Genomic DNA, 26,298 nt, shown 5'->3' on the forward strand with positions numbered 1-26,298 from the left:
GTGGCTCCGGCATGGGGGCAGGTCAGAACGCGACCTGCAGTCGGGAGAACACCGCCTTTTCGTCCTCGCGGTCGGCACCGGCGGTGGCTCCGCCGTCGAACCCGGTGTGGAGGTAATTGACGGCCAGTTTGAGGTTGGCGTTGAGATACCAGTTTAGGCCCAGCGCCCATTCCCGTGCCCTGCGCGAGGTCAAGGACGGATCGGCGAACAGCGGGAACGCGGCGTCGTCGATCGCGAGTTCGCCCACGCGGGCGACCACTTCGAAGGCCCCCCACCCGCCCTGCGCGTCGAACGGACGCGCCGGCTTCACCCCGCGGAACCCGGCGTCCTCGCCGCTGAGCACCCAGCTGGCGGTGGTCTGCCAGGCGCTGTGTTCGAGCGTGGCACGAGTTGCGCCGGCCCGCAGTGCCTGGCGGGACCGGATGTACTCGGCCTGCAGTCCGAACGGGCCGCGATAGAGGTAGCCCTGCGGCGAGAGACGGCTGTGCCTGCCGTCGGCCACCACGGCGGCGCGGTAGTTGAAGAACTGCTGCTGGCCCTGGGTGCGATAGCGCGGCAGCAGCGCGTTGCCGCCGCCGTCCTTGTCGCCGGTGCTGCCGCCCACGCCGAAGCCGATGCCCTTGACCGGTTCGAAGAACGCACGACCGGCATACTCGAAATGTCCATCGCTGTTGCTCGTCGCGCCATCACGCCCGTCGGGGGCTCCGTTGTACACGCCCAGCGTGTAGCTGAAGCGTGCATCGGCCAGTTCGCCCTGCGCCTGCACGCCCAGTTCGCGGTTGGGCGCCAGTTCGGTCGGGAAGCCACGCTCGATCAAGGCCAGCGCGTTGCCCGACTGCAGCCGTTCCAGACCCACCGGGCCCTTGACCTTGCCGGCGCGCACGGTGAAGGCCGGATCGAACTTCAGATCGATGTAGGCGTCGACGAGGCTGGCGCTGTCGCCGGCGAACTCCGGCGTGAGCCGGAATCCGACCAGGTGCCCGAGCGAGCCCTCGAAGGTCGGACGGACCCGGCGCAGCAGGAAGGTGTCGTCGCCGTCGGACGCGCCATCGCCGGTGATGAAGCGGCCATCGCCCTGCACCAGGCCACGGAAGCGGAACTCGTACCTGCCGTCGCCGGAGCGCAGCGCCGCACCACCCGCGCCGGCGGTCGCCACCGGCGCCGCCTGGCGTGCCTCCTCCTGCAGCTCCAGGTTGCGCTCCAGTGCGCGCAGGCGCTGGTCCAGCGCGGCCAGGTCCAGCGGCGTGCCATCGACCGCCTGCGCGTCGGCAGCACCATGACGCTCCAGCGCCTCCAGCCGCTGCAGCAGTTCGGCCAGGGTCGGCTGCGCGCTCTGCGCAGACGCCGGCAGCGCCAGTGCGCACAGCAGCGCCACGGCCAGCCGACGCATGCCGCCCCTGCCCGTTGCCTGCCGCACCGCCGCTCGCTGCACCATCGCCTGCGTCCGCATGTCGTCGCCCCATCCCGCTGGCCGTCTGGCCGGGAAGCCGATCCTGCGCACCCGGCCCGCACGCGGGAAATGACGAGATCGCGCGCGCTCATGCCTTCTGGGCATGACCGCGCGCGCCAGCTGCAGCGGTCGCCGGCACGACGACCGGCCGATCCGGTGCGGCTTGCTAAAATCGGCGGCTTCGCACGCAGCCCGAGTCCGGACCATGTCCAACACCCAGCACTACGCCGACATCCTCGACGAGATCCGCGCCCAGGGGCTGTTCAAGTCCGAGCGCATCATCACCAGCCCGCAGTCCGCGCAGATCACCCTGGCCGACGGCCGCAGCGTGCTGAACTTCTGCGCCAACAACTACCTGGGCCTGGCCGACCATCCGGACATCATCCAGGCGGCCAAGGACGCGCTGGACACGCACGGCTTCGGCATGGCCTCGGTGCGCTTCATCTGCGGCACCCAGGACCTGCACAAGCAGCTGGAGAAGACCATCGCCGACTTCTTCGGCACCGAGGACACGATCCTCTACGCCGCCTGCTTCGACGCCAACGGTGGCCTGTTCGAGCCGCTGCTGGGCGAGCACGACGCGATCATCTCCGACAGCCTCAACCATGCCTCGATCATCGACGGCGTGCGCCTGTGCAAGGCCAAGCGCTTCCGCTACGCCAACTGCGACATGGCCGACCTGGAGAAGCAGCTGCAGGCCGCCGACGCCGCCGGCTGCAGGACCAAGCTGATCACCACCGACGGCGTGTTCTCGATGGACGGCTTCATCGCCCCGCTGGACGAGATCACCGCGCTGGCGAAGAAGTACGACGCGCTGGTCCACATCGACGAGTGCCATGCCACCGGCTTCCTCGGCGCCAGCGGCCGCGGCTCGGCCGAGGTCAAGGGCGTGCTCGACCGGATCGACATCATCACCGGCACGCTGGGCAAGGCGATGGGCGGCGCGCTGGGTGGCTTCACCACCGCGAAGAAGGACGTGGTCGAGCTGCTGCGCCAGCGCTCGCGGCCCTACCTGTTCTCCAACTCGCTGCCGCCACACGTGGTCGCCGCCGGCATCAAGGCGTTCCAGATGCTGGCCGCCGCCGACGACCTGCGCGAACGCCTGGCCGACAACACCGCCTACTTCCGCGGCCGCATGATCGAAGCCGGCTTCGACATCAAGCCCGGGGTGCATCCGATCGCCCCGGTGATGCTGTACGACGCGCCGTTGGCGCAGCGCTTCGCCGAGCGCCTGCTGGAAGAAGGCATCTATGCGATCGGCTTCTTCTTCCCGGTGGTGCCGCAGGGCCAGGCGCGGATCCGCACGCAGATGAGCGCGGCGCACACCCGCGAACACCTGGACCGCGCGATCGATGCCTTCATCCGCATCGGCCGCGAACTGGGCGTGCTCAAGGACTGAGCGCAACGCCGATCGTCGTCGACGAAAAAGGCGCCTGACGGCGCCTTTTTCCATCCTGCCACCCGGGTGACTCAATCCCGGCTGGTGGAGGCTGCGGGCGCGGCCCCCGGCGCATCGGTGCCGCGTGCGACGCGGATCCCGTTGGCCTTCATCCAGGCATCGAACTGGTCGGCGGTCATCCGCGTCTCGCCCTGCTGCATCTCGAACCGGTAGCTGCCCTGCCCGTCCTTCTGTGCGGTGATCGACGGCGGCGCCGCGACCGTCACCACCAGCGGCGCCTCGTCGGGCACCTCGGCCACCTGTTTTCCGCCCGACGCACAGCCGGTCGCCACCGCGGCGGCGCACGCGAGCAGGGCATAGGGGAACAGACGGCGACGGACAGACATGGCATCACTCCTGGCAGCGGACACCCAGCCTAATCCAGATCCGCAGGAATGCAAGCTATCTCGTTGAATTAACTGGATGCAGTGTGACGTAGGCCTGACCGATTCAGCTGGATGAGCGCAACTCGCCCACTTCCTCCGGCGCAAGCTCGCGCCACTGGCCTTTGCCCAGCGCCCCCAGCTGCAGCGCCCCGATCGCGACCCGCACCAGGCGCAGCGTCGCCAGATCGCAGGCCGCCAGCAGCCGCCGGATCTGCCGGTTGCGGCCTTCGTCCAGCACCACCTCGAGCCAGGCGTTCCTGCCGCCACTGCGCAGCAGGGTGACCGCATGGGCCGCCAGCCGTTCGCCCTCCACCGTCACGCCGGCACGGATCGCCGCCAGGCGCGCCGCGTCGGGCACCGCATCGACCTGCACGTGGTAGGTCTTCAGCGGCCCGGTGGCCGGATCGGTCAGGCGCGCCGCCCACACCGGGTCGTTGCTGAACAGCAGCAGGCCTTCGCTGGCCTTGTCCAGCCGGCCGACCGGCGCCAGCCACGGCAGGCCGGCACCGTCGAAACAGCGATAGACCGTCTCACGGCCCTGTTCGTCGCGGACACTGGTGACCAGGCCGCGCGGCTTGTTGAGCATCAGATAGCGGCGCTGCGCCGGCGCGGTCGCGACCTCGTCGACCACCACGCCACGCATGCCATCGCGGATCGGATGCTCGGGATCGAGGATCACCCGGCCATCGACGCGAACGCGGCCCGCGCGGATCCAGACGGCCGCCTCGGTCCGCGAACACAGACCGGCCTTGGACAGCACCCGCGCCAGTCCATGCCGGGGCGCCGTGCCGGGAACGGACTGCCGCGTCGCCTGCCGGGGGGGCCGCAACGCCTTCATCCCGCGCTGGACCGGATCAGTCCTTGCTCGCCGCCGGCTCGGCCGGCGCGGCGGCCGGCTGCGCGGCGGCGGCCGGAGCGGCGGCGCCCCTGGCCACGCGCACGCCACGCGACTTCATCCAGGCATCGAACTCGTCGGCGGTCATGCGCTTGCCTCCCTGGCTCATGTCGAAGCGCCAGGGCGTGTTGTCGAACTCGGTCTGCGGCTTGTAGGCCGACGGATCGTTGGGATTGGCCGCGGCCGGCGCCGGCATCGCCTTGGCGACGTTGCGGCAGCCGTCGATCCGCAGGCGCAGCAGCACGCGATCAAGCGCCTGCGCCGGGTCCTGCGCCGGGGCCAGCACGCCACTGGGCATGCCCAGCTGCGACGTACGCGACCCGAGTTCGGCGGCGACCGGCGCGATCGCGGTGGCCGACAGCGGCAGCGGCTGGGGGATCGCACCGGCGGTGCAGTCGGGGGCGGCCTGCGCGATCGCCGGCAGCAGGGTCAGGCCGAACAGGCCGGCAGCGGCGGCGATACGGAGCATGGACGTCATCCTTCAGGCGGTGCGGGGAGTGTAGGCAGCGGGCAGCGGCGATTCAACAGAATCGCGGACGCATGCAGTGCCTGCCCTGAAAAGAACAAGGCCCGGCGGATGCCGGGCCTTGTCGTGTCGCATGCAGCTGGATCCCAGGATCAGTTCTGGACGTTCAGCTCGGTACGACGGTTCTTCGCGCGGCCTTCCGGATTGTCCGAACCATCCGGGTTGGCGTTCGGCGCGATCGGACGGCTCTCGCCGTAGCCGGTCGGGCCGACCAGACGCGAGGCGGCGACGCCATTGCTGGTCAGGTAGTCGTACACGGCCTTCGCACGACGCTCGGACAGCTTCTGGTTGTACTCGTCGGTGCCCTTCGAGTCGGTGTGGCCGGCGACTTCGACGCGCAGATCCGGGTAACGCTTCAGGATCTCGGTGGCCTCGCTCAGGATCGCCACGGCGTCCGGACGCAGGGTCGACTTGTCGAAGTCGAAGTTCACGCCCTTCAGGTCGATCGAGATCGGAACCGGGCAGCCGTCCGGACCGATGGCCTGGCCGGGCTGCGAGTTCGGGCACTTGTCGTCGCAGTTGTTGACGCCGTCGCCGTCGTCATCCAGATCCGCGCAGCTCGGAGCGGCCGGAGCCGGCGGCGGCGGCGGCGGAGCGGCGACCGGAGCCGGGCCCAGCGGGATCACGACGCCGACCGAGGCCAGCAGGTCGCCGAAGCGGTCTTCGTTCGGAGCGTGCACGCTCTGGTCGTCGAAGTCGCCACGGTAGGCCAGCTCGGCGCGCACGGCGACGCGCTTGTCGAAGGTGGTCTGCAGACCGACGCCGACCTTGGCGGCCAGGTTGTTGTCACGGCGCTGACCCGGCGAGTTCGGGCTCGGCGAGGCGTCGAACTCTTCCTCGGCGCGCTGCAGGCCCAGGCCGAACAGCAGGTACGGGTTCCAGCCGCGGCCTTCGGTCACGAAGTGGCGACGCAGGTCCAGCGAGATGCCGTACTGGCTCCAGTTCAGATCCTTGTTGGCCTCGAGGCCCGGGTTCTGGTAGTTCAGCTCGCCATCCAGCGACCAGGTCGGGCTGATGAACTTGCCCAGGCCCAGGGTGCCGAACGGAGCGTCCTCGGTGGTGCGATCGCTGTCCTGGAAGTTGAAACCGGCCGAACCGGTCAGGTACCAGCGGTCGTCGAACTCCTGTGCGGACGCGGCCTGCGCCACGGCGAGACCGCCGAGCAGCGCAGCAGTCAGAAGTTTCTTATTCATCTGCAGCTCCTTGATATTCGGGGTAGAGATACGGGTGCCTCAGGAATCACTCAGATGCCCAAGACACCTCGGGGCATCCCTGACGGCCGTACAGTCACGTCGTCGCCGCGAAGGTTAGGCGGGACTAGGTGAAGACGGTGTTAACAGTACCATAACATGTGAAAACAAGTCGAAACGGTCACGTTTCCGCATATTGCGTGTTGACGCTGCCCGCGGAATCGCCGCACGGACCTGAACCGGTTGGGCCCCGCCCGTATCCTGTGGTCCCCCAGCAAGGAGTTTCCAGATGAAGGCCATCGGCTTCACCCGCTACCTGTCCATCGACGATCCGAACGCGCTGCAGGACCTGGAACTGCCGGTCCCGACAGCCACCGGCCAGGACATCCTGGTGCGCGTGGAGGCGGTGTCGGTCAATCCGGTCGACACCAAGCTGCGTGCGCCGAAATCGCAGGTCGAGGCGCAGCCGCGCGTGCTCGGCTTCGATGCGGCAGGCGTGGTCGAGGCGGTCGGCCCCGAGGTCACCCTGTTCCAGCCCGGCGACGCGGTCTATTACGCCGGCGACGTCACCCGTCCCGGCAGCAACGCGCAGTACCAGCTGGTCGACGAGCGCCTGGTCGCGGCCAAACCCGACACGCTGGACTTCGCCCAGGCCGCGGCGCTGCCGCTGGTGACGATCACAGCCTGGGAGCTGCTGTTCGAGCGCATGCCCTACCACTTCGACGGCGAGACGCCGCAGGGCACGCTGCTGGTGATCGGCGGCGCCGGCGGCGTCGGCTCGATCGCGATCCAGCTGGCCAGGCGCGCGCGCTTCACCGTGGTCGCCACCGCGTCGCGGCCGGAGACGGTCGCCTGGTGCCGCGAACTCGGTGCCGACCACGTGATCGACCATCGCCAGCCGCTGCCCCCGCAGCTGGCCGCGCTGGGCATCGCCAGCATCGACGCGGCGATCAACCTGGCCGACACCGACCGCTACTGGACCGAACTGGGCGAGCTGCTGGCGCCGCAGGGCCATGTCGGCCTGATCGTCGAGCCGGCCGGCGAACTGCGCATCGGCGACCCGTACAAGGCCAAGTGCATCGGCATCCACTGGGAGATGATGTTCGCGCGGCCGCGCTTCCGCACCGCCGACATGATCCGCCATCACCAGATCCTCAGCCGCGCGGCCAGCCTGGTCGACGCCGGCCAGCTGCGCGGCATCCACCGGCAGACGCTGGGCACGATCAACGCGGCCAACCTGCGCGAGGCGCACCGACAGCTGGAATCGGGCAGCACGATCGGCAAGCTGGTGCTGGCCGGCTGGTAAACGCGGCAAGGCGCTGCGCAGACGACGAGGCCCGCCGGTGCGTACCGGCGGGCCTCATGCGTTGCAGCGCGACGATCACTCGGTCAGACGCGCTCAGGCCGCTGCAGGCGCTCCGCGGTCGCGCTTGAGCACCGCCACCGGCTCGGCCCAGGTGCTGCCGGCGCGGCGCTTGCTGGTCGCCATCACCAGGTCGGAGGGCTCGAACACGTTGAGGTTGTGGGTGATCGGCGTGGTCAGGATGTACTGCGCATCGGTGCTGCGCAGGAAGCGGCCGACCTTCTCGATGTTGAACACGTCCAGATGCGCGAACGGTTCGTCGATGAACACGAAGCCGCCCGGCTGTTCCTCGTCGCGCAGCAGCGCCACCAGCAGCAGCAGCGACTTCATCACCTGCTGGCCGCCCGAAGCCTCGCCGTCGTCCAGCCCGATCCAGCCCTTGCGGTCGAAGTCGAAACGCACGGTGAGGCCGGCCTGGGCCAGGGCCAGGTCCTCGTTGACCAGCTCCGGCATCTCGACGTCGACGCCGATGCCGGCCAGCTCGCCGAGCGCGGCGAGGTTGCGGCGATAGCGCCGCACGGTGGCGCGCAGCACGTTGATGTACGCGCCGCGCGCTTCCTCGGTGATGCGGCGGGCGCGGTACAGATGCGCCTCGCGCTTGCCGATGGTCTCTTCCAGCGCGCCATGGTCGGCGCCGAACTTGTCGCGCAGCGCCAGGCAGGCGTCGTCCTCGACGAAGCCGCCGCGCTCGAGCCGGTCCTCGATCCGCTCCAGCTCGCGGCGGACCGCGCCGGCGCTCTCGAACTCCTCGCGCGCCTGGCGCAGGGCGGCCGGCGTGCGCCAGGCCTCCGGCATCTGCGCGCGTCGGCGGCGGAACTCGAGCATGCGCTGGACCAGCGCGTGCCGCTCGTTGCCGATCTGGCTGCCGCGGTCGCGCAGCTCCTGCGCCAGCGAACGCAGTTCACCGGCGCGGCTGGCGGCGGCGATGCTTTCGGCCTTCTCCAGCGCCTCGCTGCCGTCCAGGCGGTTGCGCGCCTCGGCCAGCGCCAGCGCCGCCTGCTGCGCGGCTTCGGCCAGCAGCGGCAGGCGTTCGGCGGCATCGGCGAACTCGGCGGCGCGGGTCACCAGCTCCTGGCCGGCATCCAGGCCGAGCAGGCGGGTCTGGTCGGCGGCGACCTTCTGCCCGAGCGCGGCCAGTTCCTGTTCACGGGCCTGACCGCGCTGCAGCAGCGCGGCGGCCTCGGCACGCAGGTCGGCCAGCCGCGCCTGGCGGGCGCCGGCGCCGAAGTGATGCTGACCACCGCCGATGAAGCGGCCGCCGCGGTGTTCGCGCAGATAGCCCTTGGCGGTGATCCAGTCCTGGCCCTTGGGAAGACGGTGGCCATCCTCGACATCCTGCACGCGCTGGATGCGGTCGAGCTGGCGCGGCAGCCACGCCGGCGGATCGGCCGAGAAATGCACGACCTCCAGCAGCGAGCCGCGGGTCGGCTTCTCGACCGGCGCGCGGTCGGCGACGACGAAGTGCCGGTACTGCAGCTTCTCGCCCAGCGCCCAGGCCTGCGAGGCATCGCGCGGCGAATCCAGCAGCAGCAGGTGGCGATACGGCGCCAGCACGGCCTCGATCGCCACCGCCCACTGCGGGTCGGCGACCTCGACCAGTTCGGTCAGCACGCGGTGGCCGATGCCGGCCTGGTCGAGTGCGGCGCGGAAATCGCGCTCGAACGGCTCGACCACGCGCCCGCCACCGCTGAGCGCGGCCACCTGGGCGACGATCTCGCCATTGCGCTGGCGGTCGCGCTCGGCCTCGAGCTTGAGCTCGGCCTGGCGGCGGCGGCCATCCTCGACCTGGCGGCTGAGGGTGTCGACGTCGACGCTGCCGCGCTCGGCCTGCAGCCGCGCCAGTTCGTCGTGGCGACGGACCAGGTGCTCGGCATCGCGCGCCAGGTCGCGGGCTTCGGTGAAGGCCGCTTCGGCCGCACGCACGCCGGCCTTGGCGTCGATCAGTTCGGCGCGCAGTTCCTCGCGGCGGTTGCCGGACGCGGCGTCCTCGGCCTGCAGCGCGGCATGCGCGCGTTCGCGCTCGCGCAGGCCACGGCGCAGGCCGGTCAGGCGCGGGCGCGCGCCGTCGATGGTGGCCTTCAGGTCGGCCAGTTCCACCTTCGGCGCGATCTCGGCCTGCAGCCGTTGCTGCTGGTTGCGCAGCGCGCGGCCTTCCTCGAACGAACGCACGTCGGCGCGCGAGGATTCCAGACGCAGATGCAGCTCGGCCAGGCCCTGCTGCAGCTGGCCGATCTCCTTCTCCACGTCGAACTGGTCGGCGCGGGCGCGCTGGTAGTCGTCCAGCACCGCCTTGTCCTCGAACACGTCGAAGACCAGCTGCAGCAGTTCGCGCGGCGACAGCTGGCAGAGCTTGTCGGTGGCGCCCTGCTCCAGGGTCAGCACCCGGCAGATCGCGCGGCTCAGGCCGGCGCCGGCCAGCCGCACGCGGTAGTCGCGCACGCCCAGCCATTCGCCGCCCTGCTCCAGCGTCTCCACCGGCACGTCGCCGGCGACCACCTGGTAGTCGCGGGTCCAGTCGCCGCCGCGCTTGCGGATCCGGCAGGCGATCGTCACCTGCTCGTCCATGCACGGGAAGAACGCGCGCTTGCCGCGCCGGTCGACCGGATTGCTGACCACCGCGCGCAGCCAGGCGAACGGCTTGCCGTTGTGCCGCAGGTAGGTCTTGTAGTCGCGCGCCATGTCGCGGTCGTCGATCGCCAGCAGCGTGCGCAGCGCGTCGAGCAGCGTGGTCTTGCCAGAGCCGTTCGGGCCGACCACGGTGATGATCGACGCGTCCAGCGGCAGTTCGTAGCGCTGCCAGTAATCCCAGTGCACCACTTCCAGGCTGCGGAACTCAAACATCGTCCTGCTCCTCGTCCTGCACGGCCGGCTCGTAGGCCGGCTCGGACGTCATGTCGTTGCCTGCATCGCCGTCGGCCTCGTCGGGCGGCGGCGCGGCCGCCTGCGAGGCGCGCGCCTCGGCGATCACATGCGCCAGCGCGCCGTCCATCACCCGCGCGGCGATGCGTTCGTAGTCGAAGGCCAGGTCCAGCATCGGGCCTTCGTGGATGCGCTCCTTGCGGCGGGTGATGAAGCCCTGCCGGGCCAGCGCGCCCAGGTTCATCTGGATCCGGTTCTTGCCGCCGAGGCGGTCGCCGAAGTCGGCCAGCAGGGTGCGCTCGTTGATCGGGTCGACCATCTCCGCACCGACCGGCACCGGCTTGAGCTCGGCGAACATCTGCTCCTGGTCCTGCTGGCGGTCGCTTTCCTGGCGCGCGATCTGGCGCTGGCGCTTGGGCAGCACCAGCAGCGCCCACAGCACCACCAGCAGCGCCAGCGCGTCGCGGCTCAGCTGCAGGTTGCTGGCCGACCAGGATTCGGCGTGGCCGAACACCTCGGCCTCCTGCTGGCGGGCGATGCCGACCGCGACATGCGCGGCGTACGGATGTTCGAGCAGGCGCAGGCCGGCGGCGGCCAGGCGGCGTTCCAGGTCGGCGCGCAGTTCGGCGTCGACCAGCATCTGGCGCACGGCGCGGTCGTCGCGCGGCAGCCAGCGCTCGGCCAGCAGCCGGGCGATCAGGGAAGCGGTGGAGTCGTTCATGGGGTCCGTTGTTTCCGCGGGCGCGACGCGGGCGCGCCGGCACTCTTTGCAGAAGAAGTCCTGGGTGTGCGCGCCGCTGCGGCAGCCGCCGGCTTCGCGGCGCGGCGCGGCGGGATCGCCTCGTCGGCGTCGCCCTCACTGCTTTCGTCGTCGGCGACGGCGAGCGGATCGGCCATGCCGACCGGCACCAGCCGGCCGCGGCTCATCAGGGCCACGCCGGCGCGCTGGATCGGCTCCAGCGCCGCCTCGACCCGCCACTGCAGCGGCAGCTGCGCCAGCTGCGCGCTGACGCCGCTGCGGTTCTCGGCACCGGGGTCGCCGATCAGGCCGAGCAGCGACAGCCGGTAGGCACTGATCGCGAAGCCTTCCTGCGGCACCCAGTCGGTCAGCGCGGCGACATCGTCCAGCGCGGCCAGCTGTGACAGCCACTGCTCGGCGTATTCGTATTCCTGCTCGCCGCTGGCGGCCTGCAGGTCTTCCGGCGCGGCCTGGGCCGGCGGCAGCGAGGCATCCTCGCCGGCCTCGCGCTCGCGTTCGACCAGTTCGTACTCGGCCACGTCCAGCGCGATCGGGCCCAGTACGAAGGCCGGGATCGGCGTACGCGCCAGCACGTCGTCGGCCAGCGCGGCCAGCGCGGCCGGGCCGCAGTCGCGCAGGTAGCGGTTGACGTCGGACGAGGACAGGCCGCTGGCGCCGAGGTGCACGCGGTGCCGGTCGAGCTGGTTCAGCGCCCGCTGGAACACCGAGGCCTGGCGCAGCATCGCGCTCTGGGCGCGGCCGATCTGCTGGGCGACCCGGTGGGTGGCGGTATCGAGCTCACCGTCGGCGGCGATCCGGGTGATGATCTCGGTGCCCTTCTCCACCCAGCGCCAGACCGACTGCAGGGTGTCGGCCGCGCGCCGGATCCGGTGCTCGGAGCCGCTGAGCACGGCCTGGTCGAAGTCCTCGCGCAGCTCGTTCAGGCGCGACAGCAGGTGCTGCAGGTCGTCGGCGCCGACCTTGCCCACCGCCTCGCCGGCGGCCAGCTGGGCGGTCACATAGGCCAGCTCGTCGCCTTCCTGGTTGAACTGCAGCAGCAGGCCGATCGCCGACAGCGCCTGGCGCCCGCTCGGGCTGATCCGGTAGCGCTGGCTGCCGGCTTCCCACAGCAGCAGGCCGTTGTCGCGCAGGCGGCCGAGCACGGTGTCGAACTTGACCTGGTCCAGGTAGGCGAAATGCTCGCGCAGTTCCTGCGGGCTCCAGTCCGGCGCCTGGCCGCGTTCGCCGATGGCGCGCAGCACCAGCAGGCGCACCATCACGATCTCCTCGCCGCCATGGAACAGGGTCGAGAACGCGCGCAGCTGGTCGCGCGCCGACAGCAGCGGATGCAGGTCCGGCAGGTCGGCCGCGGCGATGCCGGGGCGCAGGTAGTCGTGGAACGGGAGGGTGGCGACGTCCATGGTGGCCGGCGGACAAGGGGGCGCCATGGTGGGCGAGCGCGCGGCCGATGACAACACGAGGCGCTGCGCCCCCGCCGCGGCCCCCGTTGCCGGCCTGCTTGCACGGCTCCCGGTTTCGCGGCATCGTGCGCTTTCAATACGCCAGCGTATCCATATGCCGCCAGCCACCGCCGTCGACGCCAGCGCGTCGCCCTACCCGCACCTGTTCGCCCCGCTCGATCTGGGCTTCACCACCCTGCGCAACCGGGTGCTGATGGGCTCGATGCACACCGGGCTGGAGGACCGCGCGCGCGACTTCCCGAAGCTGGCCGCCTACTTCGCCGAGCGTGCGGCCGGCGGTGCCGGCCTGATCGTCACCGGCGGCTTCGCGCCGAACGTGGTCGGCTGGCTCAAGCCCTTCGGCGGCACCCTGGCCTTCCCATGGGATGTCGCCCGCCACCGCCAGGTCACCGCGGCGGTCCACCAGCACGACGCGAAGATCTGCCTGCAGCTGCTGCACGCCGGCCGCTACGGCTACCACCCGCTGCAGGTGGCGCCGTCCAAGCTGAAGGCGCCGATCAACCCGTTCACGCCGCGGGCGCTGCCCGCGCGCGGGGTCGAGCGCCAGATCGACGCGTTCGCCAGTGCCGCAGCACGGGCGCGCGAGGCCGGCTACGACGGCGTCGAGGTGATGGGCTCGGAAGGCTATCTGATCAACCAGTTCACCGCCCCGCGCAGCAACCGCCGCGACGACGCCTGGGGCGGCAGCGCCGAAAAGCGGATGCGCTTCGCGGTGGAGACCGTGCGCCGGGTACGCGAGGCCTGCGGTCCGGACTTCATCCTGATCTACCGGCTGTCGCTGCTGGACCTGGTCGAAGACGGCAACGCCTGGGACGAGATCGTGCAGCAGGCGAAAGCCGTGGAAGCCGCCGGCGCGACCATCATCAACTCGGGTATCGGCTGGCACGAGGCGCGGGTACCGACCATCGCCACCTCGGTCCCGCGCGGCGCCTTCGTCGGCGTGACCGCGCGGCTGAAGCCGCACGTCGGCGTGCCGCTGGTCGCGGTGAACCGGATCAACATGCCGGACGTGGCCGAGGGCATCCTCGCCGCCGGCCAGGCCGACATGGTCTCGCTGGCGCGCCCCCTGCTGGCCGACCCGCAGTGGCCGGCCAAGGCCCGCGCCGGTCGCGCACACGCCATCAATACATGTATCGCCTGCAACCAGGCCTGCCTGGACCATGTGTTCGAGAACAAGCTGGCCAGTTGCCTGGTCAACCCGCGCGCCGGTCATGAGACCGAACTGAACTACGCCCCGGCCACGGTGAAGAAGCGGATCGCCGTGGTCGGTGCCGGCCCGGCCGGTCTGGCCTGCGCGACCGTGGCCGCCGAGCGCGGGCATGCGGTGACCCTGTTCGACGCCGGCAGCGCGATCGGCGGTCAGTTCAACCTGGCCAAGACGATCCCGGGCAAGGAGGAGTTCCACGAGACCCTGCGCTACTTCGGTCACCGCCTGCAGGAAACCGGCGTCGACCTGCGCCTGGACACGCGCGCCGACGCGGCCCTGCTGGCCGGCCATGACGAGGTCGTGCTGGCCACCGGCATCGTGCCGCGCAGCGTCGACTTCCCCGGCGCCGACCATCCGAAGGTGGTCGGCTATGTCGACGTGCTCCGCGGCCAGGTCCGCCCCGGCGCCGCGGTGGCCGTGATCGGGGCCGGCGGCATCGGCTTCGACGTGGCCGAGTTCCTGGTGCAGGAAGGGCCTTCGCCCAGCCTGGACACCGCCCGCTGGATGGCCGAATGGGGCGTGGCCCCGGACGGCGACGCCCGTGGCGGCCTGGCGGCCCCGGCCCCCGAGCCGCCGGCCCGGCGCGTCTGGCTGCTGCAGCGCAGCGCCGGCCGCCCTGGCGCGCGGCTGGGCAAGACCACCGGCTGGATCCACCGGGCCACGCTGAAGGGCAAGGGCGTGAAGATGATCGGCGGCGTCGAGTACCTGGGCGTCGACGACGCCGGCCTGCACATCCGCGTCGACGAGGTCGAACAGCTGCTGGCGGTCGATCATGTTGTGGTCTGCGCCGGACAGGAACCCAACCGCTTGTTGCACGCAGAACTGCTTGCTGCAGGCATCCAAACGCATCTGATCGGTGGCGCCGACGTCGCCGCCGAGCTCGATGCCAAGCGCGCGATCGCCCAGGGCAGCCGGCTCGCCGCCGGCTTCTGAACCGCCGATCCGGACGGCCGGTGGCGCCTTCACGGGCGCTCCGGCCAACCCCAGCGAGCCCCCTCCCGTCAACCTTGCCTATTCAGTTTTGGTTCGGATCGGCGCGCCTATCTTGCGCGCCACTTCGACCCGCCCCCTTCGGCAGGTCTTGCCGGCACACCAGATTCCTGCCGGCTTCCCGGGCGACCCGTGGCAGCGGTCGCCTCCCCATGACGCCCAGCAGTGTCCTGTCGATGTTCCGCCCCGCGTTGGGACGGAGCAGGCCGCTGCGAAGACGGAGCAAGGAGAAGTAGATGAAACTGGCATGGATTCTCTGGCTGTCGCAGCTTCTGCCGCAGCCGGCCGCCGACTCGCTGTGTCTGAGCACCACCGTGTACCTGGAGGCCCGCGACCAGAGCCTCCGCGGCCAGCAGGCCGTCGCCGAGGTGGCCCTGCGCCGGCTGGACAGCGGCCTGTGGGGCGACTCGATGTGCGATGTGGTCACCGCGCGCAAGCAGTTCGCGCCGACCATCGTCTCGCCGAACACCCGCCTGGGCAATTTCGATGCTTGGGACCGGTCGGTGAACGTGGCCCTGACGGCCGAGCGCAACTGGGCCCTGCCGGTCGGCCAGCGGCGGGAGATCGTCCCGGGCGCCAGCCATTTCGCGGCCATGGCCATCGCCAGCCCGAGCTGGAGCAATTCGTACCAGGTCGCGACCATCGGCGACCACACCTTCTACAGGGTGCAGCGGCTGAAGCCGCGCGCGGGTTGAGGGCGGCGGCGATTGCCGCCACGCCGGCGCTTCTGGAATAGTCCGGGCCCCGCCCACCTCCCGGAACCGTCCGATGAAGCTCTACACCAAGCCCGGCGCCTGCTCGACCGCCGTGCACATCTCCCTGCGCTGGAGCGGCCTGGCCTTCGAGGTCGAGATCCTGGACGCCACCACGATGAAGGCGCCGGCCTACCTGGCGCTGAACCCGGCCGGGGCCGTGCCGCTGCTGGTGGACGGCGAGTTCGTGCTGAACCAGAACGCCGCCATCCTCGGCTACATCGCCGACCAGGCACCGGCTGCCGGCCTTGCCGGCGACGGCAGCGCCCGCCAGCGGGCCGAAGCCAACCGCTGGCTGGCCTTCGTCAACTCCGATCTGCACCCGGCTTTCAAGCCGCTGTTCATGCCGGGCAACTACATCGGCGACGACAGCCAGTACGACGCGGTCCGGGCCGCCGCCCGCACGCGCGTGCGCGCCCTGTTCGAGACCGCCGAGCGGCAGCTGGGTGGCCAGGACTGGCTGGCCGGCTTCCGCAGCTACGCCGATCCCTATCTCCATCTGACCCTGCGCTGGGCGGGCCGGGTCGGCGTCGACCTGGGCGGCCTGCCGCAGCTGGCCGCGTTCCAGGCGCGCATGGACGCCGACCCGGGCGTGCAGGCCGTGCTGAAGGCCGAAGGCCTGGCCTGAGCAGGCGGAGCGCGCGACGTCCCACGGGGCGGCGCAGCGCCGATGGACGTCGCAGGCGTCCATCGGCGCCAGAAGCGGCCCGTGCCCGCCCCTTCAAGGGCCGGCGGTCGCCAGCAGCCAGGTGTCGGCGAATCCCTCGCCCTTGGCCTTGGCCAGCGCCTGGCGCATCTCCGGCAGCAGCGCGCGCAACGCGACGGCATCCTGGCAGCGCTCGACCTTGAGCTGCATGAAGTAGCCACGCAGGCCCAGGTGCGCCCGGATCGCCTCGCTCATGCCTTCGTAGAGCCGGTGGTAGTCGCCCACGGCCAGCGGCTGCACCACCGACACGGCCGGCTCAGGCGCGGATGTCGGGGTGGCGAAGGCGGCCGGTGCCGCGACGACGGCGTCGCCCGGCTGCTGGCCCGGCGACACCGCCTGCAGCAGCGAGGCCGGATCGAATCCGCTCGGTGTCGTCTCGATCAGCTCCATCGCCTGCAGCTGCACCAGCGTATCGGCCGGCGCATGCACGCCGGCGATGACCGCGCGCAGGTCGCGCGCGCTGCGCCGGCCGTCCACCATCAACAGGATGGTGCGCAGCTGCGGCGCCAACCGCCGATGCCGGTGTTCGATCTCGTCCCGCCCCGCCTCGGTCTTGCGGAACACGTCCTCGTCGCGCATGCGCCCCTCCCCCGGGTTCGCGTCGTCGCCACCGCGCTCCCCGCGCGGAACGCCAGATCCTGACACCGATCCGGCAGCGATTCATGCCGCACTGCAACCAGGCGGCGCCCTGCCTGGGAACATTGCGGGCGGAACTGCCGAGCCTGGCCCGCACCGCGGCGGCAGGCCGTCAGTCCGGCAGGACAGCCGCCGGCACGCGGACGGCGCCCTCCATCAGCACCCGGGCGCTGCGGCTCATCACCGCCCGGGTGACCGCCCACCGGCCCTCGACCTGGCGCGCCTGGGCACCGACGCGCAGGGTGCCGGACGGATGCCCGAACCGCACCGCCTCGCGCGCGCCGCCGCCTGCAGCCAGATTGACCAGGGTGCCCGGGATCGCCGCGGCGGTGCCGATCGCCACCGCCGCCGTCCCCATCATCGCGTGGTGCAGCCTGCCCATCGACATCGCACGCACGTTGAGGTCGATCTCGCTGGCGCCGATCGCCCTGCCGCTGCTGGCCAGGTAAGCGCGCGGCGGTGCGACGAAGGCCACCTTCGGCGTGTGCTGGCGGGTCGCGGCCTCCTCGGCCGTGCGGATCAGGCCCATGCGCAACGCGCCGGCGACGCGGATCGCTTCGAGCTTCGCCAACAGCGCCCTGTCCTCGTTGATCGCCGGCTGCAGCTCGGTGCCATCGAAGCCGATCGCCGCGGCGTCGACGAACACCGTGGGAATGCCGGCGGTGATCAGCGTCGCCTGCAGCGGGCCGACACCGGGCACGTCCAGCGTGTCGACCAGATTCCCGGTCGGGAACAGCGCCGCACCTTCGCCATCATCGGAAGGGTCGACGAATTCCAGCACGATCTCGGCCGCGGGAAAGGTCACGCCATCCAGCTCGAAATCGCCGGTTTCCTGCACCTGGCCATCGACGACCGGCACGTGCACGACGATGGTCTTGCCGATGTTGGCCTGCCACACGCGCACCGGGAACACGCCATCGCGCGGCAGCAGCGCAGGATCGACGAACCCGTTGGCCACCGCGAACGGACCGACCGCGGTGCTGAGGTTGCCGCAGTTGCCACTCCAGTCGACGAAGGCGCTGTCGATCGACACCTGCCCGTACAGATAGTCGACATCGTGGTCGGGCACCGACGCCGGCGCGATGATCACGCACTTACTGGTCGACGACGTCGCCCCGCCCATGCCGTCGGTGTGCTTGCCGTAGGGGTCGGGAGAGCCGATCACCCGAAGCAGCAGCGCGTCGCGCGCCGGGCCCGGCACCTGCGCCACGGCGGGCAGGTCTTCGAGGCGGAAGAACACCCCTTTCGAGGTGCCGCCGCGCATGTAGGTGGCGGGGATGCGGAGCTGGGGGGCAAACGGCATGGGGCACTCGATGTCAGAAGGGTGGCGGGATCATCCATTGCAGCTGCACCCGGTAGCGGGTGGCCGGATCGAACAGCAGTCGCACGTTCCAGAAGGCATGTCCGCGTCCCGGCCCGGGACCGTTGGGCATGACCGACAGTTGCAGGCCTTCTTCCGGCCGTGTCGGCGTGATCGTGTGGATGCGCTCCAGCGGCAGGCTGGCGAGGATCGTGGCCACGCCCGGTGAGCACGCATCCATGTCCGAGACCTCGGAGGCGCACGACACCTCCGGCAGCGGCTCACCCATGGCTGCCGAGCTGCGCAGGCGTGCGAGCCAGCGCAGGGCTTCCGCCGCCACCTTGGGATCAAGCCGCATCTGCAAGTGGGCATAGCGTTCCTGCGGAATCGCCTCGCACTGCGCGCCGAGCGCCATGTAGGTGCGGCGCGACGGATGCCTGGCCAGGAAACTATCGTCGCCCTCGACGGGATCGAGCCCGACGAAGGCTTCAAGCTGGGCGCAGACCCCGTCCACGTGGCTTGCGGGCAACCTGAAGCCGACCCCTTGGATTCGTGCGGGCTGGGAGCGGAACACGCTGTACTCGAGCACGTCGTGGGACACGGCGTGGCTGGCCGGTTCAGGCGGAAGCAGGCGCATGGCCAGCGCGCGGGTGTCCAGCCGGCGTACGTCGTCCGCCGCGATGCGGGTGGTATGGGCGCTGTCGGCCGTCGCGTGGCCGGCCAGCTGCGCAAGGACCAGCAGCGATGCCACCTGCCAGGCGCGAACACGGCGAGGCGCGGCCGCAGCGGGCCCACGGTCACGCATCGCGCAGGCCTGGCGCATCTCAGCCGCCATCCGGGATCTCCGGCTCGACCAGCAGCGCGAGCAGCGCCAGCGATTCCTGCCAGCCCTGGTAGCAGAAATCGATGGGGATCGCGGCCGGAATCCCGCTCTGCTCGATGCGCAGCTCGGTGCCGCACAGATTCGGCGCCAACGTCACGGTGACCCGGATCTCGCCCGGCAGATCCGGGCTGTCGAAGGTGTCGACATGGACGATGCGCGCATCCTGTTCCAGTTCGACGAACACGACGCGGAAGGAATGGCTGCTGCCGGTCCCGAGGTTGGTGAACGCCATGCGGTACCCGCCGCCGACCGAGGCATCGAACGCATAGACGGTGCCGGTGAAGCCATGCGGCGGCAGCCATTTGGCCAACGCCGCCGGATCGAGGAAGGCGCGATAGACGCGCGCCGGCGGCGCGCGCAGGACACGGTGCAGGTGGACGGTGCCGGTGGCGTTGGAGGACTGGCTGGACATGGCGATGCTCCTGGCGTCGGGATGTACCGGGACGACGGCCGGGTCAGGCCGTTTTCGACACCTGCGCCCCGCTCTGCTCGAGGAAATCCTGCGCGAAGCGCTGCAGCACGCCACCGGCTTCGTAGATCGACACCTCTTCATCCGAATCCAGCCGGCACAGCACCGGCACCTCGACCCGCTCGCCGTTGCGGCGATGGATCACCAGGCTCAGCTGCGCGCGCGGGCCGCGGGTGCCGGTCACGTCGAAGGTTTCGGTGCCGTCGATGCCATGGGTCGCGCGGGTCTGCCCGGGCAGGAACTCCAGCGGCAGCACGCCCATGCCGATCAGGTTGGTGCGGTGGATGCGCTCGAAGCCTTCGGCGACGATGGCCTCCACGCCCGCCAGACGCACGCCCTTGGCCGCCCAGTCCCGCGAACTGCCCTGGCCGTAGTCCGCGCCGGCGACGATGATCAGCGGCTGGCGGCGCTGCATGTAGGTCTCGATCGCCTCCCACATCCGCACCACCTGGCCGTCAGGCTCGATGCGCGCCAGCGAGCCCTGCTTCACCTGGCCGTCGACCACGGCCATCTCGTTGACCAGCTTCGGGTTGGCGAAGGTGGCACGCTGCGCGGTCAGATGATCACCGCGGTGGGTCGCGTAGGAATTGAAGTCCTCCTCGGGCACGCCCATCTTCGCCAGGTACTCGCCGGCCGCGCTGCTGGCGAGGATCGCGTTCGACGGCGACAGGTGATCGGTGGTGATGTTGTCGCCCAGCACCGCCAGCGGGCGCAGGCCGCGCAGCGTGCGTTCGCCGGCCAGCGCGCCTTCCCAGTACGGCGGCCGGCGGATGTAGGTGCTCATCGGCCGCCAGTCGTACAGTGGCGCCACCGGCTCGCCGTGCTCGACGCGCACGTTGAACATCGGCGCATACACCCTGCGGAACTGCTCGGGTTTGACGCTGGCGCGGACGATCGCGTCGATCTCCTCGTCCGACGGCCAGATCTCCTTCAGCGTGACCGGCCGGCCATCGGCATCGGTGCCGAGCACGTCCTTCTCGATGTCGAAGCGCACCGTGCCGGCGATCGCATAGGCGATCACCAGCGGCGGCGAGGCCAGGAAGGCCTGCTTCGCATACGGATGGATGCGCCCGTCGAAGTTGCGGTTGCCGCTGAGCACGGCGGTGGCGTACAGGTCGCGCTCGACGATCTCCTGCTGGATCGCCGGGTCCAGCGCGCCGCTCATGCCGTTGCAGGTGGTGCAGGCGAAGGCGACGATGCCGAAGCCCAGCTGTTCCAGTTCCGGCAGCAGGCCGGCCTCCTCCAGATACAGCTGCACCGCCTTCGAACCTGGCGCCAGCGAGGTCTTGACCCAGGGCTTGCGCAGCAGGCCCTTCGCGTTCGCGTTGCGGGCCAGCAGGCCTGCGGCGATGACGTTACGCGGATTGGAGGTGTTGGTGCACGAGGTGATCGCCGCGATCACCACCGCGCCGTCGGGCATCAGCCCCTGCGCTTCCTGCGCGCGCGCCTGCGCAAGATCGCCGGCGATGCCGCGTTCGGCCAGCGCCGAGGTCGGCAGGCGCCGATGCGGATTGGACGGCCCAGCCATATTGCGGACCACGCTGGACAGGTCGAACGACAGGCTGCGTTCGTAGCGCGCGTCGGCCAGCGCGTCGGCCCACAGGCCGGCCGCCTTCGCATAGGTTTCGACCAGCTGCACCTGCGCCTCCTCGCGGCCGGTCAGGCGCAGGTAGTCCAGGGTGTTGTCGTCGATGAAGAACATCGCCGCGGTCGCGCCGTACTCGGGCGCCATGTTCGAGATCGTCGCGCGGTCGCCGACGGTCAGCGCCGCCGCGCCGGCGCCGCGGAACTCCAGATAGGCGCCGACCACCTTCGACTGGCGCAGGAACTCGGTCAGCGCCAGCACCACGTCGGTGGCGGTGATGCCCGGGCCGGGCCGGCCGGACAGTTCCACGCCGACGATCTCCGGCGTGCGCATCCACGAGGCGCGGCCGAGCATCACGTTCTCCGCTTCCAGCCCGCCGACGCCAATGGCGATCACGCCCAACGCATCGACATGGGGAGTGTGGCTGTCGGTGCCCACGCAGGTATCGGGGAAAGCCACGCCGTCCTGGACGTAGACCACCGGCGACATCTTCTCCAGGTTGATCTGGTGCATGATCCCGTTGCCCGGCGGGATCACCTCGATGTTGCGGAACGCCTTCGCGGTCCAGTCGATGAAGTCGAAGCGGTCGGCGTTGCGGCGGTCTTCGATCGCGCGGTTCTTCACGAACGCGTCGGGGTCGTAGCCGCCGCATTCCACCGCCAGCGAGTGGTCGACGATCAGCTGCACCGGTACCACCGGATTGACCTGGGCCGGGTCGCCGCCCTGCCCGGCGATCGCATCGCGCAGGCCGGCCAGATCGACCAGTGCGGTCTGGCCGAGGATGTCGTGGCAGACCACGCGCACCGGATACCACGGGAAGTCCACGTCGCGGCGCAGTTCGATCAGCTGCCGCAGCGCGGTGTCCAGCAGCGCCGGATCGCAGCGACGCACCAGGTTCTCGGCATGCACGCGTGCGGTGTAGGACATCCGCGCATAGGCGCCCGGCTCCAGCGCCTCGACGGCGGCGCGTGCGTCGAACCAGTCGAGCGATGTGCCCGGGAGCGGTTTGCGGTGCTGGCTGTTCATGGCTGGCGGTACTCGAGAAAGAGACGACGGATCCGGCGTGGCCGGTCCGGTGGCGTGCGCTTCTCCGCGTGGGAGGCGACACGCGGACATGGACGGAACGACGGAACGCGCAGCGGACGCATGCCTGGCGGCTGCGCCGACGGACATGTGCCCGCTGCCCGGCTGCACCCGTGCCGGGCCACGCGCGGGAGCGCGGCCCGACGCCGGTCCTCAGCTGCGCGCGTCGATCGGCACGAAGGCCTGGTCTTCCGGCCCGGTGTAGTGGGCGCTGGGGCGGATGATCTTGCCGTCGGTGCGCTGCTCGATGATGTGCGCGCTCCAGCCGGCGGTGCGGGCGATGACGAACAACGGCGTGAACATCGCCGTCGGCACGCCCATCATGTGGTAGCTGACCGCACTGAACCAGTCCAGGTTCGGGAACATCTTCTTGATGTCCCACATCACCGTTTCCAGGCGCTCGGCGATGTCGTACATCTTGCGGCTGCCCTGCTCGTCCGACAGTTCCAGCGCGACCTGCTTGATCACCTTGTTGCGCGGATCGGACACGGTGTAGACCGGGTGACCGAAGCCGATCACGACCTCCTTGCGCTCCACCCGCGCCCTGATGTCGGCCTCGGCCTCGTCCGGCGTGTCGTAGCGCTTCTGCACCTCGAACGCGACCTCGTTGGCGCCGCCGTGCTTGGGCCCGCGCAGCGCGCCGATGCCACCGGCGATGGCGCTGTGCATGTCGCTGCCGGTGCCGGCGATGACGCGGCAGGCGAAGGTCGAGGCATTGAACTCGTGCTCGGCGTACAGGATCAGCGAGGTGTGCATCGCCTTGACCCAGGATTCCGGCGGCTTCTGCCCGTGCAGCAGGTGCAGGAAGTGGCCGCCGATGGAATCGTCTTCGGTCTCCACGTCGATCGCGCGGCCGTTGTGGCTCCAGTGGTACCAGTACAGCAGCATCGAGCCGAGGCAGGCCATCAGCTTGTCGGCGATGTCGCGCGCGCCAGGGTGGTTGTGGTCGTCCTTCTCCGGTGCCACGCAGCCGAGCACCGACACGCCGGTACGCATCACGTCCATCGGGTGCGCCGACGGCGGCAGTTCCTCCAGCGCGGCCTTGACCGCGGCCGGGATGCCACGCAGCGACTTCAACTTGGCTTTGTAGCCGCGCAGTTCGGCGCGGGTCGGCAGTTTGCCGTGCACCAGCAGGTAGGCGATCTCCTCGAACTCGCTGGTGGTGGCCAGGTCGAGGATGTCGTAGCCGCGGTAATGCAGGTCGTTGCCGCTGCGTCCGACGGTGCACAGGGCGGTGTTGCCGGCGGCGGTGCCGGACAGGGCCACCGACTTCTTCGGCTTGAAGGCCGGTGCGGCCTGGCTTGCGTTGGTGTCGTTCATGCGTCGTCTCCGGGATATCGCGGTCGTGTCGTCTGGACGGATCAGCGCGCGGGCGCATCCGGCGGCAGGCCGCCAGCGCGCTCGAGCAGTTGCTGCAGCATGGCGATCTGGCGGTTCTGCTGCTCGACCAGGGTCGCCCAATCCTGCTCGCGCAGCTGGTTGAGCTTCTCGTGCACCTGCAGGATCTCCAGCTCGGATTTGATGTTCACTTCGTAATCGTTCTGCGCGCGCAGGCGGTCCACCGCGGCCTGGCGGTTCTGGCTCATCATGATCACCGGCGCCTGGATCGCGGCCAGGCACGACAGGCACAGGTTGAGCAGGATGTACGGATACGGATCGAAGCCACCGTGCAGCAGCACGCTGTTGAGCACGATCCACGCCAGCAGCACCAGCGCGAAGCCGATGATGAAACTCCAGCTGCCGCCGATCTCGGCGACCCGGTCGGCGATGCGCTCGCCGAGCGTGCGGTCGTGATGGACCTGTTTGGCGATGTCGCGCGCCACATGGCGCCTGGCGATGAAACGCTCCACCACTTCGCGTTCGGCATCGGGCAGCTTTTCCAGCTCGGTCCGCAACAACTGCCGCGCGGTCTGGCGACGATCGATGCGACCGCTTGGCGGCACGCTGCCGGTGTGTGTGTTCATGGACATGCCCGTGCGAGGGAACCTGCGTGGATCATGCGCCCTTGCCGGCGAACAGGGCATCCAGCCGCTGCTCGAAGGCGTGGTAGCCGATCCGCTCGTACAGCTCCTCGCGGGTCTGCATGCCGTCCACCACCGCCTGCTGGTGGCCGTCGCGGCGGATCGCCGTGTAGACGGTTTCGGCCGCCTTGTTGGCCGCGCGGAACGCCGACAGCGGGAACAGCTGGATCGCCACGCCGGCCGAGGCCAGTTCGTCGCGGCTGAACAACGGGGTCTTGCCGAACTCGGTGATGTTGGCCAGCACCGGCACCTTCACCGCATCGACGAAGCGGCGATAGGTGTCCAGGTCGTAGGCGGCCTCGGCGAAGATGCCGTCGGCGCCCGCCTCGACGCAGGCGATCGCGCGTTCGATCGCCGCGTCCACGCCGTCGACCTGGATCGCATCGGTACGCGCGATCAGGAAGAAGTCCGGATCGGTCTTCGCATCGGCCGCGGCCTTGACCCGGTCGACCATCTCCCCCTGCGGCACGATCTCCTTGCCCGGGCGGTGACCACAGCGCTTGGCGCCGACCTGGTCCTCGATGTGGCAGGCGGCGGCGCCGGCCTTGATCAGCGACTTGATCGTGCGCTCGATGTTGAACGCGCTCGGCCCGAAGCCGGTGTCGATGTCGACCAGCAACGGCAGGTCGCAGACATCGGTGATGCGGCGCACGTCGATCAGCACGTCGTCCAGCGTGTTGATGCCCAGGTCCGGCAGGCCGAGCGAGCCGGCGGCGACGCCGCCACCGGACAGGTAGATCGCCCGGTAGCCGGCGCGTTTCGCCAGCAGCGCGTGGTTGGCGTTGATCGCACCGATCACCTGCAACGGCGATTCGGCGGCAAGGGCGGCGCGGAACGCCGCTCCCGGAGATGTGGTGGCGCCAGCGGACTGCGTGCTCATGGGATCGGATGCTCCTGTCGATGCGCCCCGGCGACCCGGGAACGGATCCCATGGGGCGCCGTCAATCTGGCAGCAATCAACCTATTGATCAATCTTGATGCAATCAATCAATATATCGACATGAGCGACGACTACATCCCGGCCCGCGAGGCCTGCGCGATCCTCGGCATCAGCCCGGCGACGCTGTACGCCTACGTCAGCCGCGGCCAGCTCGAGTCGCGGCCCGGGCCGGACCAGCGCAGCCGCGTGTACCGGCGCCAGGACGTCGAGCAACTGGTGCAGCGCAAGCGCGCCGGCCACGGCGCCGCGCGTGGCGCCGCACAGAGCCTGGACCGCGGCCTGCCGGTGCTGGAGACCCGGATCTCGCTGATCCGCCCGGACAGCCCCTACTACCGCGGCCAGTCCGCGGTTGAGGCGGTGCGTGCCGGCGCCACACTGGAGGACATCGCCCGGATTCTGTGGGACTGCGGCGAGGAGGATCCGTTCGCCAGCGCGCCGGCCACGCGCTGGCCGACCCGGGTCGCGCCGATCGCTGGCGATGCGCGCCTGCCGCCGCTGGAACGGGCGATGGCGGCGATCCCGCTGCTGGCGCTGGACGTGCGCCATTCGTTCAACTCCTCGCTGCCGGTACGGCGCGAGATCGCCGCCAGCCTGCTGCGCCAGAACGCGGCGCTGCTGGTCGCCGCGCGGCCGGATCCGCGGCCGGTGCATCTGACCCTGGCGCAGGCCTGGCAGCCGGACGATGCCGGCTTCGCCGGTCTGGTCCGCGCCGCGCTGGTGCTGTGCGCCGACCACGAACTCAATGTGTCGGCGTTCGCCGCGCGCGTGGTCGCCTCCACCGGCGCGCACCTGCATGCCACGGTCTGCGCGGGCCTGGCCGCGCTGTCCGGCCCGCGCCATGGCGGCGCCACCGCACGCGCGCATGCATTGATCGACGATGCGCTGAACGCGCCGTCGGCCGGCACCTTCATCGCCTCGCGCTGGCAACGCGGCGACGAGCTGCCCGGCTTCGGCCACGCGCTCTACCCGCAGGGCGACCCGCGCGCGGCCGAGCTGCTGCGCATGCTGCGTGAGCGCGCCGGCCGCAGCCGCGCGATGCGCCGCATCGACGAGATGATCGCCGCCGCCAGCGAGGCCAGCGGCCAGCAGCCGAACGTGGACCTGCTGCTGGCCGCGATCTGCCACTCCTACGGCCTGCCCGCCTCGCCGGCGCTGGTGCTGTTCGCCGCCGGACGCCTCGCCGGCTGGCTGGCGCATGCACTGGAACAGCAGACCTTCGGCAAGCTGATCCGGCCGCGCGCCCGCTACACTGGCGCCCTGCCCGAAGGCGGCACGGCGCAGGAGTGACACGGCGCCGCGCGAACGGCAGCGCCGACGCGGCGGCTGATGCCGCAGGTACGACGCGCATGGCCGGCCGTGCACGGCATGCGCACAGGACGAATCGCGAGGACCGGTCGGC

At 70.5% G+C, this 26,298-nt stretch carries 22 protein-coding genes; 6 read left to right on the forward strand and 16 right to left on the reverse strand.

Going from position 1 to position 26,298, the window contains the following annotated elements; all coding sequences use genetic code 11:
• Positions 1-22: 22 nt before the first annotated feature.
• Positions 23-1,390 carry a porin gene (locus IB242_RS11365; RefSeq protein WP_192279348.1) on the reverse strand — a complete coding sequence of 456 codons (1,368 nt, stop codon included), beginning with the start codon at positions 1,388-1,390 and terminating at the stop codon, positions 23-25.
• A 265-nt stretch (positions 1,391-1,655) separates the two neighbouring features.
• Between IB242_RS11365 and kbl the strand changes: the two genes are divergently transcribed.
• Positions 1,656-2,849 (forward strand): glycine C-acetyltransferase, encoded by a 1,194-nt coding sequence (gene kbl, locus IB242_RS11370; protein ID WP_192279350.1) that lies wholly within the window; start codon positions 1,656-1,658, stop codon positions 2,847-2,849.
• A gap of 71 nt (positions 2,850-2,920) precedes the next feature.
• On the opposite strand, the gene IB242_RS11375 is transcribed toward kbl, so the two are convergent.
• The 4 genes from IB242_RS11375 to IB242_RS11390 form a co-directional block, all read right to left on the reverse strand.
• Entirely contained in the window at positions 2,921-3,235 is a 315-nt protein-coding gene (locus tag IB242_RS11375; RefSeq protein ID WP_192279352.1) for a hypothetical protein, read from the reverse strand.
• A 103-nt stretch (positions 3,236-3,338) separates the two neighbouring features.
• Complete coding sequence (locus tag IB242_RS11380) at positions 3,339-4,112, reverse strand: pseudouridine synthase (RefSeq protein ID WP_192279354.1); 774 nt, start codon at positions 4,110-4,112, stop codon at positions 3,339-3,341.
• Positions 4,113-4,128: 16 nt separating this feature from the next.
• Positions 4,129-4,638, reverse strand: coding sequence for a hypothetical protein (locus tag IB242_RS11385; RefSeq protein ID WP_192279355.1), 510 nt, complete (start codon positions 4,636-4,638; stop codon positions 4,129-4,131).
• 149 nt (positions 4,639-4,787) lie between these two features.
• Complete coding sequence (locus IB242_RS11390; protein WP_192279357.1) at positions 4,788-5,888, reverse strand: OmpA family protein; 1,101 nt, start codon at positions 5,886-5,888, stop codon at positions 4,788-4,790.
• Positions 5,889-6,174: 286 nt separating this feature from the next.
• On the opposite strand from IB242_RS11390, the gene IB242_RS11395 reads away from it, so the two are divergent.
• Positions 6,175-7,191: a zinc-binding alcohol dehydrogenase family protein gene (locus tag IB242_RS11395; protein ID WP_192279359.1), complete on the forward strand. Its 1,017-nt coding sequence runs from the start codon at positions 6,175-6,177 to the stop codon at positions 7,189-7,191.
• Positions 7,192-7,284: 93 nt separating this feature from the next.
• Here IB242_RS11395 and IB242_RS11400 read toward each other — a convergent pair whose 3' ends face one another.
• The 3 genes from IB242_RS11400 to IB242_RS11410 are packed head-to-tail and all read right to left on the reverse strand — an operon-like array spanning position 7,285 to position 12,267.
• Entirely contained in the window at positions 7,285-10,089 is a 2,805-nt protein-coding gene (locus tag IB242_RS11400; RefSeq protein ID WP_192279361.1) for an ATP-binding protein, read from the reverse strand.
• The gene (locus IB242_RS11405) at positions 10,082-10,828 is read right to left on the reverse strand and encodes a hypothetical protein (protein ID WP_192279363.1); all 747 of its coding nucleotides are present in this window, start codon (positions 10,826-10,828) and stop codon (positions 10,082-10,084) included. The genes IB242_RS11400 and IB242_RS11405 overlap by 8 nt, the downstream gene beginning before the upstream one ends.
• Complete coding sequence (locus IB242_RS11410; RefSeq protein WP_192279365.1) at positions 10,825-12,267, reverse strand: hypothetical protein; 1,443 nt, start codon at positions 12,265-12,267, stop codon at positions 10,825-10,827. Before IB242_RS11410 ends, IB242_RS11405 begins: the two co-directional genes overlap by 4 nt.
• Positions 12,268-12,421: 154 nt before the next feature.
• Between IB242_RS11410 and IB242_RS11415 the strand changes: the two genes are divergently transcribed.
• From IB242_RS11415 to IB242_RS11425, 3 genes are all read left to right on the forward strand, one after another.
• Entirely contained in the window at positions 12,422-14,467 is a 2,046-nt protein-coding gene (locus tag IB242_RS11415) for an NADPH-dependent 2,4-dienoyl-CoA reductase (protein ID WP_192279367.1), read from the forward strand.
• 293 nt (positions 14,468-14,760) lie between these two features.
• Complete coding sequence (locus tag IB242_RS11420) at positions 14,761-15,219, forward strand: cell wall hydrolase (protein ID WP_192279369.1); 459 nt, start codon at positions 14,761-14,763, stop codon at positions 15,217-15,219.
• Between the two features lie 73 nt (positions 15,220-15,292).
• Complete coding sequence (locus IB242_RS11425) at positions 15,293-15,904, forward strand: glutathione S-transferase N-terminal domain-containing protein (protein WP_192279371.1); 612 nt, start codon at positions 15,293-15,295, stop codon at positions 15,902-15,904.
• 93 nt (positions 15,905-15,997) lie between these two features.
• On the opposite strand, the gene IB242_RS11430 is transcribed toward IB242_RS11425, so the two are convergent.
• The 8 genes from IB242_RS11430 to prpB all read right to left on the reverse strand — a co-directional run bounded on the left by IB242_RS11430 (position 15,998) and on the right by prpB (position 24,839).
• Complete coding sequence (locus tag IB242_RS11430) at positions 15,998-16,561, reverse strand: hypothetical protein (RefSeq protein WP_192279373.1); 564 nt, start codon at positions 16,559-16,561, stop codon at positions 15,998-16,000.
• Positions 16,562-16,730: 169 nt separating this feature from the next.
• A complete protein-coding gene (gene prpF / locus IB242_RS11435) occupies positions 16,731-17,921 on the reverse strand; it encodes a 2-methylaconitate cis-trans isomerase PrpF (protein WP_192279374.1) in 1,191 nt (396 codons plus the stop codon).
• Between the two features lie 13 nt (positions 17,922-17,934).
• On the reverse strand, positions 17,935-18,669 hold the full coding sequence (locus IB242_RS11440; RefSeq protein WP_192279376.1) for a hypothetical protein: 735 nt from the start codon (positions 18,667-18,669) through the stop codon (positions 17,935-17,937).
• Between the two features lie 73 nt (positions 18,670-18,742).
• Positions 18,743-19,213 carry an SRPBCC family protein gene (locus tag IB242_RS11445; protein WP_192279378.1) on the reverse strand — a complete coding sequence of 157 codons (471 nt, stop codon included), beginning with the start codon at positions 19,211-19,213 and terminating at the stop codon, positions 18,743-18,745.
• A gap of 43 nt (positions 19,214-19,256) precedes the next feature.
• Positions 19,257-21,881, reverse strand: a complete 2,625-nt coding sequence (acnD, locus tag IB242_RS11450) for a Fe/S-dependent 2-methylisocitrate dehydratase AcnD (RefSeq protein WP_192279380.1) — start codon at positions 21,879-21,881, stop codon at positions 19,257-19,259.
• A gap of 210 nt (positions 21,882-22,091) precedes the next feature.
• On the reverse strand, positions 22,092-23,258 hold the full coding sequence (prpC, locus tag IB242_RS11455; protein ID WP_192279382.1) for a 2-methylcitrate synthase: 1,167 nt from the start codon (positions 23,256-23,258) through the stop codon (positions 22,092-22,094).
• A gap of 41 nt (positions 23,259-23,299) precedes the next feature.
• Positions 23,300-23,902 (reverse strand): DUF1003 domain-containing protein, encoded by a 603-nt coding sequence (locus tag IB242_RS11460; protein ID WP_192279384.1) that lies wholly within the window; start codon positions 23,900-23,902, stop codon positions 23,300-23,302.
• 31 nt (positions 23,903-23,933) lie between these two features.
• Complete coding sequence (prpB, locus tag IB242_RS11465; protein ID WP_192279386.1) at positions 23,934-24,839, reverse strand: methylisocitrate lyase; 906 nt, start codon at positions 24,837-24,839, stop codon at positions 23,934-23,936.
• Positions 24,840-24,959: 120 nt separating this feature from the next.
• Here prpB and IB242_RS11470 point away from each other — a divergent pair, with 120 nt between their 5' ends.
• Positions 24,960-26,186 carry a citrate synthase family protein gene (locus IB242_RS11470; RefSeq protein ID WP_192279387.1) on the forward strand — a complete coding sequence of 409 codons (1,227 nt, stop codon included), beginning with the start codon at positions 24,960-24,962 and terminating at the stop codon, positions 26,184-26,186.
• Positions 26,187-26,298: the final 112 nt, after the last annotated feature.

This window comes from Xanthomonas sp. XNM01, assembly GCF_014851915.1.
In the GTDB taxonomy this organism is placed as follows: domain Bacteria; phylum Pseudomonadota; class Gammaproteobacteria; order Xanthomonadales; family Xanthomonadaceae; genus Pseudoxanthomonas.